The organism is Streptomyces sp. NPDC045431 (assembly GCF_040646655.1).
Taxonomy (GTDB): domain Bacteria; phylum Actinomycetota; class Actinomycetes; order Streptomycetales; family Streptomycetaceae; genus Streptomyces.
In genome coordinates this window covers 65593-82867 of the sequence record NZ_JBEZAQ010000004.1, presented here as the reverse complement: position 1 = coordinate 82867, position 17275 = coordinate 65593, and the positions used below count along the sequence as shown (strand labels likewise).

The 17275-nt window shown below is 72.4% G+C and carries 13 protein-coding genes; 11 read left to right on the top strand and 2 right to left on the bottom strand.

All coding sequences use genetic code 11. The annotated features are described in order from the left end of the window. The 10 genes from gatA (at position 1) to AB0A69_RS11460 (ending at position 15490) form a co-directional block, all read left to right on the top strand. Positions 1–1494, top strand: coding sequence for an Asp-tRNA(Asn)/Glu-tRNA(Gln) amidotransferase subunit GatA (gene gatA, locus AB0A69_RS11505; protein WP_361418654.1), 1494 nt, complete (start codon positions 1–3; stop codon positions 1492–1494). Continuing rightward, positions 1491–1730, top strand: a complete 240-nt coding sequence (locus AB0A69_RS11500; RefSeq protein ID WP_361418651.1) for a hypothetical protein — start codon at positions 1491–1493, stop codon at positions 1728–1730. The genes gatA and AB0A69_RS11500 overlap by 4 nt, the downstream gene beginning before the upstream one ends. A gap of 16 nt (positions 1731–1746) precedes the next feature. Then, positions 1747–3261, top strand: coding sequence for an Asp-tRNA(Asn)/Glu-tRNA(Gln) amidotransferase subunit GatB (gene gatB / locus AB0A69_RS11495; protein ID WP_361418647.1), 1515 nt, complete (start codon positions 1747–1749; stop codon positions 3259–3261). Positions 3262–3558: 297 nt separating this feature from the next. Next, positions 3559–3729 (top strand): DUF5670 family protein, encoded by a 171-nt coding sequence (locus AB0A69_RS11490; RefSeq protein ID WP_361418644.1) that lies wholly within the window; start codon positions 3559–3561, stop codon positions 3727–3729. A 9-nt stretch (positions 3730–3738) separates the two neighbouring features. Next, on the top strand, positions 3739–4686 hold the full coding sequence (ppk2, locus tag AB0A69_RS11485; protein ID WP_361418641.1) for a polyphosphate kinase 2: 948 nt from the start codon (positions 3739–3741) through the stop codon (positions 4684–4686). Between the two features lie 998 nt (positions 4687–5684). After that, on the top strand, positions 5685–7796 hold the full coding sequence (locus AB0A69_RS11480) for a phosphocholine-specific phospholipase C (RefSeq protein ID WP_361419755.1): 2112 nt from the start codon (positions 5685–5687) through the stop codon (positions 7794–7796). Between the two features lie 163 nt (positions 7797–7959). After that, entirely contained in the window at positions 7960–10167 is a 2208-nt protein-coding gene (locus tag AB0A69_RS11475; protein WP_361418638.1) for an MMPL family transporter, read from the top strand. A gap of 167 nt (positions 10168–10334) precedes the next feature. Then, positions 10335–10523, top strand: a complete 189-nt coding sequence (locus tag AB0A69_RS11470) for a hypothetical protein (protein WP_361418635.1) — start codon at positions 10335–10337, stop codon at positions 10521–10523. A gap of 157 nt (positions 10524–10680) precedes the next feature. Continuing rightward, positions 10681–13737: an AAA family ATPase gene (locus tag AB0A69_RS11465; RefSeq protein ID WP_361418632.1), complete on the top strand. Its 3057-nt coding sequence runs from the start codon at positions 10681–10683 to the stop codon at positions 13735–13737. A gap of 88 nt (positions 13738–13825) precedes the next feature. Continuing rightward, a complete protein-coding gene (locus AB0A69_RS11460) occupies positions 13826–15490 on the top strand; it encodes a pectate lyase (protein WP_361418629.1) in 1665 nt (554 codons plus the stop codon). A 23-nt stretch (positions 15491–15513) separates the two neighbouring features. Here the strand turns inward: AB0A69_RS11460 and AB0A69_RS11455 are convergent, their stop codons facing one another. Further along, the gene (locus AB0A69_RS11455) at positions 15514–15969 is read right to left on the bottom strand and encodes a MarR family transcriptional regulator (RefSeq protein WP_361418626.1); all 456 of its coding nucleotides are present in this window, start codon (positions 15967–15969) and stop codon (positions 15514–15516) included. 129 nt (positions 15970–16098) lie between these two features. Here AB0A69_RS11455 and AB0A69_RS11450 point away from each other — a divergent pair, with 129 nt between their 5' ends. Then, positions 16099–16998, top strand: a complete 900-nt coding sequence (locus tag AB0A69_RS11450) for an MBL fold metallo-hydrolase (RefSeq protein ID WP_361418623.1) — start codon at positions 16099–16101, stop codon at positions 16996–16998. Positions 16999–17058: 60 nt separating this feature from the next. On the opposite strand, the gene AB0A69_RS11445 is transcribed toward AB0A69_RS11450, so the two are convergent. Then, positions 17059–17265 (bottom strand): DUF6191 domain-containing protein, encoded by a 207-nt coding sequence (locus AB0A69_RS11445; protein WP_361418620.1) that lies wholly within the window; start codon positions 17263–17265, stop codon positions 17059–17061. Positions 17266–17275 lie beyond the last annotated feature (10 nt).

The window sequence follows — 17275 nt, the reverse complement described above, 5'->3', positions numbered from 1 at the left end:
ATGACGGACATCATTAAGCTCAGCGCCGCCGAGATCGCGGAGAAGATCGCCTCCGGCGAGCTCACCGCCGTCGAGGTCACCGAAGCCCACCTCGCCCGGATCGAGGCCGTCGACGAGAAGGTCCACGCCTTCCTGCACGTCGACCGCGAGGGCGCCCTCGCCCAGGCCCGCGCCGTCGACGAGAAGCGCGCCAAGGGCGAGAAGCTCGGCCCCCTCGCGGGCGTACCCCTCGCCCTGAAGGACATCTTCACCACCCGGGACATGCCGACCACCGTCGGCTCCAAGATCCTGGAGGGCTGGATCCCGCCGTACGACGCGACGCTCGTGCAGAAGCTGCGCGCGGCCGACGTCGTCATCCTCGGCAAGACCAACATGGACGAGTTCGCCATGGGCTCCTCCACCGAGAACAGCGCGTACGGGCCCACGGGCAACCCGTGGGACCTCACCCGCATCCCCGGCGGCTCCGGCGGCGGCTCCTCCGCCGCCCTCGCCGCGTACGAGGCCCCGCTCGCCATCGGCACGGACACCGGCGGTTCCATCCGCCAGCCCGCCGCCGTCACCGGCACGGTCGGCGTCAAGCCGACGTACGGCGGCGTCTCCCGCTACGGCATGGTGGCGTTCTCGTCCTCCCTCGACCAGGGCGGCCCCTGCGCCCGTACGGTCCTGGACGCGGCGCTGCTCCACGAGGTCGTCGCCGGCCACGACCCGCTCGACTCCACCTCCATCGACGCCCCGGTTCCGCCGGTCGTCGAGGCGGCCCGCAACGGCTCGGTGCAGGGCATGCGCGTCGGCGTGGTCAAGCAGTTCCGCGGCGAGGGCTACCAGGCCGGCGTGCTCCAGCGCTTCGACGAGTCGGTCGAGCTGATGCGCGAGCTGGGCGCCGAGATCGTCGAGCTGGACTGCCCGTCCTTCGACCTCGCCCTCTCCGCGTACTACCTGATCGCCCCGTCCGAGTGCTCCTCGAACCTCGCCCGGTTCGACGGCCTGCGCTACGGCCTGCGGACCGGCGACGACGGCACGCGCTCCGCCGAGGACGTCACCGCCCTCACCCGCGAGGCCGGCTTCGGCCCCGAGGTCAAGCGCCGCATCATGCTCGGCACGTACGCGCTCAGCTCCGGCTACTACGACGCGTACTACGGCTCGGCGCAGAAGGTCCGCACGCTCATCACCCGGGACTTCGAGAAGGCCTTCGAGCAGGTCGACGTGATCGTCTCCCCGACGACCCCGACCACCGCCTTCCCGATCGGCGAGCGCGCCGACGACCCGATGGCGATGTACCTCGCCGACCTGTGCACCATCCCGACCAACCTGGCCGGCAACGCCGCCATGTCGCTGCCCTGCGGCCTCGCCCCGGAGGACAACCTCCCGGTCGGCCTGCAGATCATCGCCCCCGCCATGAAGGACGACCGCCTCTACAAGGTCGGTGCGGCCGTCGAGGCCGCCTTCGTGGCACGCTGGGGCCACCCGCTGCTGGAGGAGGCTCCGTCGCTGTGAGCGCACTGACCAAGGCCAAGGGCTTCAAGAAGTCCAAGACCGGTACGTATCTGTCCATCGGCACCACCGCTTTCGGCGCCGTCAGCGTGGTCAAGCAGCTGCGCAAGGCCCGCGGTGAGAGCGACACGCTCCTGCTGCTCGACGCCGTCGTGTCCGCCGCCGCCATCGCCACCGGCCTCGCCATCCTGATGCGCGAGCTCAAGCGCGCCGGTGACGACGACGTCCTGCTGGGCTGAGAGGGAAAGTTTCACCGTGACCGTCATCACCGAACTGGTGCCGTACGAGGACGCCCTCGCCGCCTACGACCCCGTCATGGGCCTCGAGGTGCACGTCGAACTCGGCACCAGGACCAAGATGTTCTGCGGCTGCTCGACCGAGCTGGGCGCCGAGCCCAACGCGCAGACCTGCCCGACCTGCCTCGGCATGCCGGGCTCGCTGCCGGTGGTCAACGCGACCGCCGTCGAGTCCGCCATCAAGATCGGCCTCGCCCTCAACTGCGAGATCGCCGAGTGGTGCCGCTTCGCCCGGAAGAACTACTTCTATCCGGACATGCCGAAGAACTTCCAGACCTCCCAGTACGACGAGCCGATCGCCTTCAACGGCTACCTGGACGTCCAGCTGGAGGACGGCGAGGTCTTCCGCGTGGAGATCGAGCGCGCCCACATGGAGGAGGACACCGGCAAGTCGACGCACGTCGGCGGCGCCACCGGCCGTATCCACGGCGCGTCCCACTCCCTGCTCGACTACAACCGCGCCGGCATCCCGCTGATCGAGATCGTCACCAAGCCGATCACCGGTGCCGGTGAGCGCGCCCCCGAGGTCGCCAAGGCGTACGTCGCCGAGCTGCGCGAGCTCATCAAGGCGCTCGGCGTCTCCGAGGCCCGCATGGAGATGGGCCAGATGCGCTGCGACGTGAACCTGTCGCTGCGCCCGCACGGCGTCGAGAAGTTCGGCACCCGCAGCGAGACCAAGAACGTCAACTCGCTGCGCTCCGTGGAGCGGGCCGTCCGCTTCGAGATCAGCCGCCACGCGGGCGTGCTGAACGCCGGCGGCACGGTCATCCAGGAGACCCGCCACTTCCACGAGGAGGATGGCTCCACGACCTCCGGCCGGGTGAAGGAGGAGGCCGAGGACTACCGGTACTTCCCGGAGCCCGACCTCGTCCCGGTCGCCCCGTCCCGCGAGTGGGTCGAGGAGCTCCGCCAGGGGCTGCCGGAGCTGCCGCGCGTGCGCCGCAACCGGCTGCGCGAGGAGTGGGGCGTCTCCGAGCTGGACATGCAGGCCATCCTCAACGCGGGCGCGGTCGACCTGATCGTCGCCACGACCGAGGCGGGCGCCCCGTCCGACCAGGCCCGCAAGTGGTGGATGGGCGAGCTGGCGCGCAACGCCAACGAGTCCGGCACCTCCCTGGACGCGCTGCCCATCACCCCGGCGCAGGTCGCCCGCATCACCGAGCTCGTCGCGTCCGGCGACCTCAACGACAAGCTGGCCCGCCAGGTCATCGAGGGCGTGCTCGCGGGCGAGGGCGACCCGGACACCGTCGTCGAGAAGCGCGGTCTGAAGGTCGTCTCCGACGAGGGCGCGCTGGGCGCGGCCGTGGACGAGGCGATCGCCGCCAACGGCGCCATCGCGGACAAGATCCGCGGCGGCAAGGTGGCCGCGGCCGGCGCCCTGGTCGGCGCGGTCATGAAGGCCACCCGCGGCCAGGCGGACGCGGCTCGCGTGCGCGAGCTGATCCTGGAGAAGCTCGGTGTGACCGAGGGCTGACCCGCCCCTGGCCGCCCCCTGGCCCGGCCCCCGGCCCCCGTACTCCCGCGCGGAGTGCGGGGGCCGGGCGCGTTCCGCCCCCGAAAAGGGTGCGGCCCCCTGCCGCCGGGGGGAAGAGCGGCAGGGGGCCGTCGGTGAGGGACGGATCACCGTCCCAGAGGGGGCTGCCGTGCTTGTGCCCCGGATCCTCCGGCCCATGCCTGGGCCGCGCCGGGTTTTCTTCGTTCCACTGTCGCCGACTCGAAGACGTGTGCGCCCGCCGGAGCGGGGCATACGGCGGAGCGGAGGTGGAAAACAATGGTTCCCTTGCTTCTCGTTCTTCTTCTCGCCCTGATCCTTTTCGGTGCGGGATTCGCACTGAAGGCTCTGTGGTGGATAGCCGTCATCGTTCTCGTGGTGTGGCTGCTCGGTTTCGTGATGCGGTCCACCGGGCCGACCGGAACGCGCGGTCGCTGGTATCGCTGGTAGGCGGTTCCGGTGCACCGGGACAAGGAGCTGCTGAACGGGCTGACCGTCGATGACAGCCGGCCCGAGCAGCCCATCCTGCTCGACGGGGACGGGAAACCCATCCGTACGTGGCAGGAGAATTACCCGTACGACCGCAAAGTGCGGCGCGCGGAATACGAGCACGCCAAACGCGTGCTGCAGATCGAGCTGCTGAAGCTCCAGCGGTGGATCAAGGACACCGGTGGGCGGCTGGCCGTGATCTGCGAAGGCCGGGACGCCGCGGGCAAGGGCGGGACCATACAACGGTTCATGGAACGCCTCAACCCCCGCGGCGCCCGGGTCGTCGCCCTGGACAAACCGACCGAACGGGAGGCCGGACAGTGGTATTTCCAGCGTTACGTCTCCCATCTCCCGGGACCCGGTGAGATCGTTTTCTTCGACCGGTCCTGGTACAACCGGGCCGGCGTGGAAAAGGTGATGGGCTTTTGCACGCAGGAGCAGTACGAACTGTTCCTGCGGCAATGCCCCCAATTCGAGCGGCTGTTGGTCGAGGACGGGATCATCCTGATCAAATTCTGGTTCTCGGTCTCCCGCGCCGAGCAGCGGACCCGATTCGCGATCCGTCAGGTGGATCCCGTACGGCAGTGGAAACTCTCGCCGACGGATCTCGCGTCCCTCGACCGGTGGGACGACTACACCGAGGCGAAGGTCGCCATGTTCCGGGCGACCGACACGGCGGAGGCGCCGTGGACGGTCGTCAAGTCCAACGACAAGCGCCGCGGACGCCTGGAGGCGATGCGGCACCTGCTCTGGCGCATCGACTACGACCGCAAGGACCCGGAGGTGGTCGGAGAGCCCGACCCGTTGATCATCGGGGCCGCGCAGACGCTGCTGGAGCCCGGTGAGGAGGACAGCGCCCTCTCGCCCACGCCACTGGCGGACAACATCACCGGACCGGGTGAGCACCCACCGCGCTGAGCGGTGGGAGGGGAGGGCGAGTGGACCCACGGGCGGTACGGCTGTCGCAAGGCGGCCGTACCGCCCGTCGGCGTTTCCTCGGGTCCGACCGGGCCGCCGCCGAGCTGGTGCGGACCTTCACCGGCCTCGGTCTGGACGCGGCGGTCTACCATCCGTACTCCCTCGACCAACTGGCTCCGGTCTACTCCGGCAGCGCCCTGCTCCGCTCCGTCGTCGCCGTGTCCCTCGCCGTCGTGACGATGACCGGCGCCGGCGTCATGCTGAGCGCCAAGGCGTACGGAGTGCAGCGGTTGCAGGGCAGGTCCTTCGGGCGAATGCTGCTCCGGGATCTGCGGCAGCTGGCCGTCTTCTGGGCGGCCGCCTTCGCCGGGGTGACCGCGCTGGCCCTGCTGCTGCTCGGCCTCTACGACGGCCTGGCCTGGATCGGCCCCTTCGCGGCCGTCGCCCTGGGTATCGGCCTCGCACTCGGTCTCCTCTCCGTCGCCGTCCACGCCGTCACGCTGCGTCTCCTCCAGCGGACCGAGCGCATGTACGGGTGCCGGGTGTACGGGGGCGCGTGTACGGGACGTGTCTTCCTGCGCGTGTGCGTGCGCGAGCGCTGTACGCGTACGGCCGCGTCGGCGCGGGTCGCCCGGTCCCGGCGCGGAGCTCGCCACCCGTGTGGGGTGGCGCGGGCGCGACCGGGGACCGGGCGATGTCCCGTGGGGGGTGAGGATCTGCTGCCCACTGTCGCGCGCGGCATGCGTCCAAGGCGTCTTCTGGCCAGGAACCGGCGGCTTGGCGGCGCCAATGGTCCGGCGTGGAACCACCCGCTGCCCCCGTCCGTCCGGCCCCCGTCCCTCGCTTGGACTTCCCTCACGACCTGTTGGACGTTCACCTTCCGTCCCTCCCGGGGCCTTCCCAGGTCCACGTGGGCTCACTACCGTCCGGCCCGTACCGCTCAATGGATCGCACCCGGACCATTGGGTGACCTTGGGACGTCGACTGGGAGGTCGGGCTTGTCACCGGAGAACCCGCGGGGGACATCGCGCAGGAACGTGCTCGCGCTCGGGGCAGGCGTCCTCGGCGCCGCTGCCGCTGGCTCGCTCCTGCCGCCGTCGTTGCGGGCCGCGCTCGCCGCCGAGCCGGCCGGCGGCGGGCTGCGTGCCGTGAAGCACGTGGTGATCCTGATGCAGGAGAACCGTTCCTTCGACCACTACTTCGGCACCCTGCGCGGCGTCCGCGGCTTCGGAGACCGCAACGCCGTCGAACTGCCCTCCGGCAAGCCGGTGTTCGAGCAGCCCGCGCCGCTCGGCCGCACTGTACTGCCCTTCCCCGTCCGGGACGCCGCCGAGGCGCAGAAGAAGGACCTCCAGTACATCGGCGACCTCGACCACTCCTGGAGCGGCGGCGCCAGGGCGTGGCGCGACGGCTGGATGGACGGCTGGGTCTCGGCGAAGACCGCCGCCACCATGGCGTACTACGACCGGCGCGACATCCCGCTGCACTACGAGCTCGCCGACACCTTCACCATCTGCGACGCGTACCACTCCTCCATCCACACCTCCACCAGCCCCAACCGCAACCACCTGTGGTCCGGCTGGACCGGCTTCGAGGCCGACGGGTCGCGCGCCGTGACGAACGCCGCGTACGCCGAGGGCACCCACCCCGGCTACCCGTGGCCGACCTACGCCGAGCGCCTGGAGAAGGCGGGCCGCAGCTGGAAGACGTACACGGAGTGGGAGAACTTCACCGACAACAACATCGAGTTCTTCACCACCTTCAAGAAGATCGCCCGCAAGGCCCTGGCCCGCACCGGCGGCCACACCTACATGGAGTCGTTCTACGCGGCCGTGCGCGACACCGGCGACGCCGCCGAGCGGGCCCGGCTGCTCGCCGCCCTGGAGGAGGGCGTCGCCACGCTCACCCCGCCGGAGCGCTCCCTCTTCGAGCGCGGGCTGCGGCGCGTCGAGTCCGGCACGCTCGCGGACGCCTTCCGGGCCGACGTGGCCGCGGGCGCGCTCCCCGAGGTCTCCTACCTCGTACCCTCCGCGATCGACTCCGAGCACCCCGGCTCCTCCTCCCCGATCGCGTCGGCCACCCTCGTCTACAAGGTCCTGGACGCCCTCGCCTCCCACCCGGAGGTCTGGCGCCACACCGTCCTGCTGATCAACTACGACGAGAACGACGGCTTCTTCGACCACGTCCCGCCGCCCGTGCCGCCCGCCGACGACACCGACGAGCGGTGGAAGGGCCTGCCCACCGGGCTCGGCATCCGGGTGCCGCTGCTCGTCGTCTCGCCCTGGACGGTGGGCGGCTACGTCTGCTCCGAGGTCTTCGACCACACCTCGGTGATCCGCTTCCTGGAGAAGTGGACCGGGGTGGAGGAACCCCAGATCACGCCCTGGCGCCGCCGGGTCACCGGCGACCTCACCTCCGCCTTCGACTTCCGGCGCGGCCGCCCGCAGCCGGAGGTCGACCGGCCGGGCGCGGTCCCGCCCTTCACCGGCCGCTGGCGGCCGCAGCCCCCGCTCGTCCAGCACATGCCCGTACAGGAGCCCGGTACCCGCCCCGCGCGCCCGCTGCCGTACCAGCCGGACGCGTACGGGCGCGTCGACGGCGACACCCTGACCGTCACGCTCAGCAACAGCGGCGCGGCCAGCGCGCCGCTCGCCCTCTATCCGTACGCGGGCGAGTTCGCCACCCCGCAGCACCGTGATGTAAGGGGCACGGCGCAGTGGAGGGTGCCCCTTACCGGGCTCACCGGGGGCGCCTACCGCTTCACGATCACCGGCCCCAACGGCTTCCGCCGCGAGTTCGCCGGCCCGGTCTCCGGCGGTGCCGAGGTCACCTCGTACCTCGACCCGGCCGAGCGCGACGTCCACCTCACGCTGCGCAACGACGGCACCGCCCCCGCCGCCTTCACCGTCCGCCCGCTCGGGTACGTCGACGAGGCCGACCTCGGCGACTGGACCCGCACCCTCACCGTGAAGCCCGGCCGCAGCCGTACCGTCGTGCACTCCGCCGCCGACGCGCACGGCTGGTACGACATCGAGGTGACGGGCCCCGACGGCTTCCGGCGCCGCCTCATGGGCCACATCGAGAACGGGCGCGCGAGCGTCTCGGGCTGAGTCCGGCGCGGGCCTGCTCACAGCCGTCGCGATCGGCGCTGTGAGTAAGCCCACGAAACGGACAAACGATCATTTTAGGCTGCCAGAGTGACTATCCGAAGGTCATGCGTTCTTTGCGGGCAGTTCCCGATAAAGAGCAAGAACCACTCAGGGAGCAAACCCGTTGGCAGCCCTCGCACGGTGGTGCATCAACCACCGCCTTGTCGCCGTCCTGCTCTGGCTCCTTGCCTTCGGCGGCGTCACGGCGGCCGCGAGCGCCGCAGGCCCCGCGTACTCCAACGACTACGGCGTCCCCGGCACCGAGTCCGGGCGCGCGGCGGCCCTCCTGGAGGAGGGCTTCGGCGCCACCGACGGTGACGGCGACACCATCGTCTGGCACACGGACCGCGGCAGCGTCCGCGCCACCGCTCTCGAACAGCGCATGACCGACATGCTGGACGAGGTCGCCGAGCTCCCCGGCGTCGCCGCCGTCACCAGCCCGTACGGCGCCGCCTCCGGCCAGATCAGCGAGGACGGCCGCACCGCCTACGCCACCGTCACCTTCGAGCACCCCGTCGACGACATCCCCGAGGAGCAGGCCCGGGCCGTCGTCGACACCGCGCGCGAGGCCGCCTCCGACGGCGTCCGGGTGGAGCTCGGGGGCAGCGCCATCGCGCTCACCGAGGCCCCCACCTCGCACACCGCCGAGATCGTCGGCGTGGCCGTCGCCGCCGTCGTCCTGTTCCTCGCCTTCGGCTCCCTCGCCGCCAGCCTCCTGCCCATCGCCACCGCGATCGTCGGCGTCGGCACGGCGTACGCGGGCATCGGACTGCTCGGCCACGCCATGACGGTCGCCGACTTCGCCCCCATGCTCGGCATGCTCGTCGGTCTCGGCGTCGGCATCGACTACGCGCTCTTCATCGTCACCCGGCACCGCAAGGGCCTCAAACGCGGCCTGTCGGTCGCCGAAGCCGCCGAGAACGCCGTCGCCACCACCGGCCGGGCCGTCGTCTTCGCCGGCGCCACCGTGTGCATCGCGCTGCTCGGCATGCTCATCCTGCGGCTCGGCTTCCTCAACGGCGTCGCCCTCGCCGCGTCGCTCACCGTCATCCTCACCGTCGCCGCGTCCATCACCCTCCTGCCCGCACTGCTGTCCTTCATCGGCATGCGGGCCCTCTCGCGCCGCGAACGCCGCCGCCTCGCCGAGCACGGCCCGCAGCCGGAGCTGCCCACCGGCTTCGCCGCCCGCTGGTCCGCCGTCGTCGAACGCCACCCCAAGCTGCTCGGCTCCCTCGCCGCCGTCGTCATGCTGGTCCTGGCCCTGCCCACGTTCGGCCTGCACCTGGGCACCTCCGACCAGGGGAACAACCCGGCCGGCACCACCACGCGCAAGGCGTACGACCTCCTCGCCGAGGGCTTCGGCCCCGGCGTCAACGGACCCCTCACCCTGGTCGCCGAGCTCGACGGCGCCGACGACCGGATCGCGCTGGCCCGGCTGCCCGAGGTGCTGCGCGCCACCAAGGGCGTCGAGGCGGTCAGCCCGGTCGCGTACAGCGGCAGCGGCAACACCGCCGTCCTCACCGTCGTACCGGACTCCGCGCCGCAGTCCCAGCACACCAGCGAGCTCGTCGAACGCCTCCGCGGCGACGTCCTGCCGAGCGCCGAGCACGGCACCTCCCTGGAGGTGTACGTCGGCGGCATCACCGCCGGCTACGACGACTTCGCGCAGGTTATCGTCGGCAAACTGCCGCTCTTCGTCGGCGTCGTCATCGCGCTCGGCTGTCTGCTGCTCCTGGTCGCCTTCCGCTCCCTCGGCATCCCGCTCAAGGCCGCCGCGATGAACATCGCCGCCGTCGCCGCCGCCTTCGGCATCGTCGTCGCGATCTTCCAGTGGGGCTGGGGCAGCGAGCTCCTCGGCCTCGGCCGGGCCGGCCCCATCGAACCCTTCCTCCCGGTGATCGCCGTCTCGGTCCTCTTCGGCCTCTCCATGGACTACCAGGTCTTCCTCGTCAGCCGGATGTACGAGGAGTGGCTGGAGACCGGCGACAACCGCCGCGCGGTCCGCGTCGGCCTCGCCGAGACCAGCCGGGTCATCAACTCCGCGGCCGTCATCATGATCGCCGTCTTCCTGGCCTTCGTCCTCTCCGGCGACCGCGTCATCGCGATGTTCGGCATCGGCCTCGCCGCCGCCGTCGCCCTCGACGCCTTCGTGCTCCGCACCCTGCTGGTCCCGGCCCTCATGCACATGCTCGGCGGCGCCAACTGGTGGCTTCCCCGCTGGCTCGACCGCCTCCTGCCCCGCATCAGCATCGAGACCCCCGACCGCCGCGCCACCACTCCGACGAGGATCGCCGGCCAGCGCGCGAGCGAGGACGGCGAACTGGTGCCGTGAGCCTTACCCGGTACCTCCCTAGGTAGGATCGGCCGGCGTCTAAGGCCCCCCGGGGCCCCAACATGCGGCACTCTCCCGATGTGGGAGCACCCCCTGGGACGCGAGAGTCGAGGCATGCGGCGAACGCGCCGCGAACCACACCTCGCTCAGGACTCAGGGAGACCGAGATGCTCACGTACGAACCGCACCGGGACCGCCACGCCGAACTTCTCCGCGAGGCCGACGCCGAGCGGCTGGCCCGGGCCGCGCGCAAGGCGCGGCGTACCGCCCGCCGCCGGTCCGGCGGCCACGGGCCCGAGGGGCGGGTGAGTACCGGCGGCGGCGGAGAGCGGGAGCGATTCGCCCCCGCCGCCTGAACCCCCCACCCGACGGAGGCAGTCGGGAAGCCGGGCCCCGTCGGGGGATCGGGGCCCGGCCCGGCCTCCGGCCTCCGGCCCGGTACGGGTACCGGTTCCCCGGCGGGACCGGGCCCCGTCCCGGTATGCGGGCCCCTCCGGAGAAACAGGTCCCGCGATGTCAGACGCCTCTGCGATGCTCGGCATCGTGGAAACCAGGTCCGTCAGCCCGGTGTTCGTCGGCAGAGCCGGTGAACTGACCGCGCTCACCGAAGCGCTCTCCCGCGCCGCCGCGGGGGAGCCACAGGCGTTGGTCGTCGGCGGTGAGGCCGGCGTCGGCAAGACCCGCCTGCTGGAGGAGTTCCTCGACGAGGTGTGCCGGCAGGGCGCCGTGGTCGCCGTCGGCGGCTGTGTCGAGATCGGCGCCGACGGCCTGCCCTTCGCGCCGTTCTCCACCGCGCTGCGCTCGCTGCGCCGCCGGCTCCCCGAGGAGCTGGCCGCCGCCGCCGAGGGCCAGGAGGGCGAGCTGGCCCGGCTGCTGCCCGAGCTCGGCGGCGACGCCTACGGCCACGAGCCGTACAACGAGGACAGCACCGCCCGCCTCTTCGAGCTGACCGTCCGCCTGCTGGAGCGCATCGCCGCCGACCGCACGGTCGTCCTCGCCCTGGAGGACCTCCACTGGGCCGACGCCTCCACCCGCCACCTGCTCGCCTATCTCTTCCGCACCCTGCGCCGCGGCCGGCTCGTCGTGGTCGGCACCTACCGGTCCGACGACATCCACCGCCGCCACCCGCTGCGGCCCCTCCTCGCCGAGCTCGACCGGATGCGCACGGTGCGCCGCATCGAGCTGTCCCGCTTCACCCGCACCGAGGTGCACCGCCAGCTGACCGGCATCCTCGCCGCCGAGCCCGCCCCCGCCCTCGTCGACGACATCTTCGGCCGCTCCGACGGCAACGCCTTCTTCGTCGAGGAGCTCGTCGTCTGCCGTGAGAGCGGCGCCCCCGGCGAGCTCAGCGACTCCCTGCGCGACCTGCTGCTGGTCCGCGTCGAGCGGCTCTCCGAGGACGCCCAGAAGGTCGTCAGGATCGTCGCCGAGGGCGGCTCCACCGTGGAGTACGGGCTCCTCGCCGCCGTCGCCCGGCTCCCCGAGGACGACCTCATCGAGGCGCTGCGCGCCGCCGTCAACGCCAACATCCTGCTCGCCGTCCCCGACGGCGAGGGCTACCGCTTCCGCCACTCCCTGGTGCGCGAGGCCGTCAGCGACGACCTGCTGCCCGGCGAGCGCTCCCGCCTCAACCGCCGGTACGCCGAAGCACTGGAGGCCGACCCCTGCCTCGTACGGGCCGACGAGCGCTCCACCCGGCTGGCCAGCTACTGGTACCACGCGCACGACGCCAGCAAGGCGCTCCCCGTCGTCCTGCGGGCCGCCTCCGAGGCCCGCAAGCGGCACGCCCACGCCGAGCAACTGCGGCTGCTGGAGCGGGCCATGGAGCTGTGGGACGACGTCCCCGCCCAGGTCCGCGCCTCCCTGCGGCCCATCGACTACGCCGACGCCTACCCCGCCTGCGGCTGCGACCCCGACAACACCCCCCTCAGCTACCTCGACCTGCTGGCCGAGGCCGCCGTCGCCGCCCGGCTGTGCGGCGAGCGCGAACGGGCCCTGAAGATAGTGAAGCGCGCGCTGCGCCTCCTCGACGGCGACACCGACCACCTGCGCGCCGCTTGGTTCTGGACCGAGCGCTCCCGGCTCATCTCGAACCTCGGGCGGGGCGACGGCTGGGCCGAGATCGCCACCGCCCAGGAGCTGGTACGCGGCCTGCCGCCGTCCGCCGTGCACGCCCAGGTGCTGGCCGTCGCCGCCGGCTGGGGCATGCTGCACGCCCCCGGCCCCGAAAGCCTCGCCGCCGCCGAACAGGCCGTCGAGTACGCCCGGCTCGTCCAGGCGGAGCCGATCGAGCTCAACGCCCGCCTCACCCTCGGCGGCCTCATGGTCGACGCCGGTGAGATCGAGTCGGGCCTCGCCGCGATGTACGCGGTACGCGACCGGGCCAGGGAGCTGTCCCTGCGCACCGAGGCCGGCCGCGCCTACGTGAACCTCTCCTCCTCCCTGGAGGCCTCCGGCCGGTCCCGCGAGTCGGCCCGCATCGCCACCGAGGGCATCGAGTACGCACGCACCCGCGGCCTCCTCGACAGCGAGGGCTGGGTCCTGGGCAACCTCATCGAGGCCCAGCTCTCCCTGGGCCACTGGGACGAGGCGAGCGAGAGCGCCGAGCGGCTCCAGCGCATCGCCTACAGTCCCAAGCCCCGCGGCACCGCCCACCTGAAGCGCGCCCAACTCGCCTTGCGCCGCGGTGAACTGACCCTGTGCGAGGAACACCTGGCCCTCGCCCGCGAGGCGTACGGCACGCACGACCCGATGATGCAGTACCAGCTGCCGGTGATCACCCTCGAACTCGCCCTCGCCGCCGCCCGCGGTCGCCTCGCCGACGTACGGGCCCGGCTGGCCGACACCGCCGGGGGCGGCTTCCCGACCACCGGCAGCTACCGGTACGCCTGGCCGCTGCTCCTCACCGCCGCCACCGCCGAGGCGGACGCCCTCGGCCTGCCCGCCGCGGACGAAGGGCGCCCCGAGGTGCTGGACCTCATCCGCACCCAGGCCAGGCGGCTCCCCACGCCCGTCGCCGTATGGCGGGCCTACAGCCTCTTCGTCGCCGCCGAACTGGACCGCGCCGGGGGCGGCGGCCGCGCCGACCGCTGGGCCGAGGTGGCCGCCGCCTTCGGCCCGCTGGAGCGCCCGTACGAGCTCGCCCGCGCACGCCACCGCTGGGCCGACGCCCTGCTGGCCGAGGGCGGCGGCCGGGACCGGGCCGCCGAGCTGCTGCGCGAGGCCCACCCGGTCGCCGTCCGCCTCGGCGCCCGCCCGCTGCGCGAGGACCTCGAACTGCTCGCCGCCCGCGCCCGCCTCCCGCTGACGACGCCCGCTCCCGGCCCCGCCGCCGAGCCGCGGGAGGAGGAGCCGGACGCCGGCTTCGGGCTCACGCCCCGCGAGCAGGACGTCCTGCGCCTGGTGGCGATGGGCCGGACGAACCGTCAGATAGCCGAGGAGCTCTTCATCTCGCCGAAGACGGCGAGCGTCCACGTCTCCAACATCCTCGCGAAGCTCGGCGTCTCCGGCCGCGGCGAGGCGGCCGCCCTGGCCCACCGCCTCCGCCTCCTCCAGGAGACCCCCGCCTGAGACCCCTCGCCCCGCGGCAACCTCGACGGCCTCGGCGACGACCAGGGTGTGCAACCGGTATCCGTCTTCGACGACGAAGGGCCAGGCGATGACGAGGACGAGGACGACGAGAACGAGGACGACGAGAACGGCGACGACGAGAACGGCGACGACGAGAACGGCGACGGGGAAGAGACGAACGGCCGCACTGCGACTCTCCGCGGCGCTGGCCACCGCGGCCCTCGCGGCCGCGGCCGGTGTGGCGCTGTCGGTACCCGAGGCGTCGGCGGCGACCGCCGGCGCCACCGGCTACGCCACCCAGAACGGCGGCACCACCGGTGGCGCGGGCGGCCAGACGGTACGGGCGACCACGGGAACCGCGATCCACGCGGCCCTGTGCGGCCGGGCGAGCAGCAGCACCCCGATCACCATCCAGGTCGAGGGCACCATCAACCACGCCAACACCGGCAAGGTGTCGGGCCCCAGCTGCAGCACCGCCGACGGCGTGATCGAGCTCAAGCAGATCAGCAACGTCACGCTCGTCGGCGTAGGCGGCGGCGCCGTCTTCGACCAGCTGGGCATCCACATCCGCGACGCCCGCAACATCGTCATCCAGAACGTGACCGTCCGGAACGTCAAGAAGTCCGGCTCACCCACGTCCAACGGCGGCGACGCCATCGGCATGGAGAGCAACGTCCGCAACGTCTGGGTCGACCACGTCACCCTGGAGGCCTCGGGCGGGGAGTCGGAGGGGTACGACGGCCTCTTCGACATGAAGGACAACACCCAGTACGTGACCCTGTCCTACAGCATCCTGCGCAACTCCGGCCGCGGTGGCCTCATCGGGTCCAGCGAGAGCGACCTCTCGAACGGCTTCGTCACCTTCCACCACAACCTGTACGAGAACATCGACTCCCGCGCACCGCTGCTGCGCGGCGGCACGGCCCACCTCTACAACAACCACTACGTGCGCCTCAACGACTCCGGCATCAACTCCCGCGCCGGTGCCCGCGCCAAGGTGGACAACAACTACTTCGAGGACTCCAAGGACGTCCTGGGCACGTTCTACACGGACGCTGCCGGCTACTGGCAGGTGAGCGGCAACGTCTTCGACAACGTGACCTGGTCCAGCCCCGGTACCGACTACAACCCGGCCGGCCCGAACCCCCGCTCCACCACCACGGTCGCCATCCCGTACGCGTACGCCCTCGACCAGGCCGCCTGCGTGCCGGGTGTCGTGAGCCGGACGGCGGGCGCCGACAAGGGGCTGCGCGTCTCGGACGGCGCCTGCTCGCCGCAGACGCCCACCCCCACGCCCACCCCGACCCCCACGCCCACCCCGACCCCCACGCCCACCCCGACCCCCACGCCCACCCCGACCCCCACGCCGGGGCCGACGCAGCCGGGCGGGACCAACCTCAGCATCGGGGCCGGCTCCGACGGCTCCGGCAAGGCCGACGGGACCAGCTACGGCAACGTCCGGGACGGTGACATGACCACCTACTGGTCGCCGGCCGGCCCGACCGGTTCCGTCTCGATCAAGTGGGGTTCTCCGGCCACGGTGTCCCTGATCGCCATCCGGGAGGCGGCGGGCGCCACCGGCAGGATCGGCACCTGGCGGGTCGTCAACGCCGACACCGGCGCCGTCCTGGCCTCCGGCAGCGGGGCGGGTGCCATCCCCGTGCCCCGTACCTCGCTGAGCAAGATCACCTTCGAGATCACCGGCTCGACCGCCACGCCCCGGGTCGCCGAGTTCGAGACCTATGCCGGCTAGCCGGTCGTCGCCCGGTGGCGGCTTCAGGAACGGGTGACGGCCTGTTCGAGCAGGCTCTGCAGGACTCCCTGCTGCTCGGCGGTGAGTCCGGCCAGCGGGGAGTCCTGGACCAGCAGCGCGAGGAGCCGCTCCCGCAGGGCTTCGCCCTCGGGGGTGAGCACGAGGTGCTTGGCGCGGCGGTCGGTGGGGTGGGCGCGGCGCTCGACCAGGCCCTGCTTCTCCAGCTTGTCGATGACGAAGGTGGCGTTGGAGGGCTCGCAGCTCATGCGCTCGGCGAGCTCCCGCATCGTCATCGGCCCGGTCATCTCCCGCAGGGCCGTCGCCTGAGCCGCGGTGAGGCCCAGGGTGACGGCGCGTTCGCGCACGTGCTCGGTGATGCGCTGGGCCAGTCCGTTCACCAGGCCGCACAGCTCGCGCTCGGCGGCGGCGGCCCGCGCTTCCGGCCGGGCGTCCAGCGGGGTCTCCGGCTGCTTCGTCATGGGCTCATGCTAGCAACTCCATCAAGCCAGAATGATTAAAGCTTGCATGGTTCTAGCTTGATGCTTATGGTGGCGTCGTCGCTCCGGCAGGGGCGGCGACACCACCAACGGCCCATGGGGAGAAGGCTGATGGCGAACACCACGACGGAGCGGCACGCGCCGGGCGAGCGGTCGCGACGACCGGCGGGCATCCGCTCGGTGCGGCTGGGCGACCTGAAGGTGACGTACGTACCGGACGGCGATGTGCGCCTCAGGCCGCGCGACCTGCTCCCGGACACCACCGACGCCGTGTGGGCCGCCCGGCCGGAGCTCCTGGACGCGTCCAGCTTCCTGGTGGCGAGCATCGGCGGCCTGCTGGTGGAGCACGGTGACCGTGCCCTCCTGATCGACGCCGGGTTCGGCCCCCGGGAGTGGCCGGCCGACCCGCAGGGCCCGCGCGGTCGGATCCACGGCGGCGCGCTGCTGGACAACCTGGCCCGACTGGGCCGCCGCCCCGAGGACGTCGAGGCCGTCGCCTTCACCCACCTCCACGCCGACCACACCGGCTGGGCCTCGTACCCCGCCCCGGGCGCGGACCGGCCCGCCTTCGCCCACGCCGCGCATCTGGTGACCGCACCGGAATGGGCGCCTCACGCGGCATCGGCGGCACGAGGCGACGCGGACGAGGAGATCGCCGCCCTGGCGCCCCGCGTCCGCACGGTGGCGGACGGGGAGGAGGTGTTCCCCGGCGTACGGGTACGGCTCACCCCGGGCCACACGCCCGGGCACGCCGCGTACACCCTCGCCTCGGGCGGACAGCGGCTGATCGCCTTCGGCGACGCCCTGCACTCCCCGATCCAGGCCGGCCACGCCGCATGGTCGTCGGCCTTCGACGGCGACCCCGTCCGCTCAGCGACCCACCGCCGTCGTCTCCTCGCCGAGCTGGAGCGCCCCGACACGATCGGCTTCGGCATCCACTTCGCCGACGTGCAGTTCGGACGGGTCCGGCGCGGCGGGGACGGCCCCGCCTGGCACCCTCTGGACACCTGACCCGGTACGCCGACCGGTGCCCGGCCCGACCGGTGCCCGGCCCGACGGCCGGTGGTCCGGCTACCGCTCCTCCCGCGTCTCCCGCTCCTCACGGGCCTCCGGTGCCGGGGCCTCGACGCGGATCGTGACCTTGCCCGAGCCGAGGTCTATCGGGCCGCGCGAGGGATCGTTGTCCCCGAGGTCCGCGCGGGTGAGCGCGAGCCGGCGCTCCTCGTCGCGGGTGTGCTTGCGTCCCGGTGCGAAGAGCTCCTCCATCAGGTTGAACACTGGCTGCCGC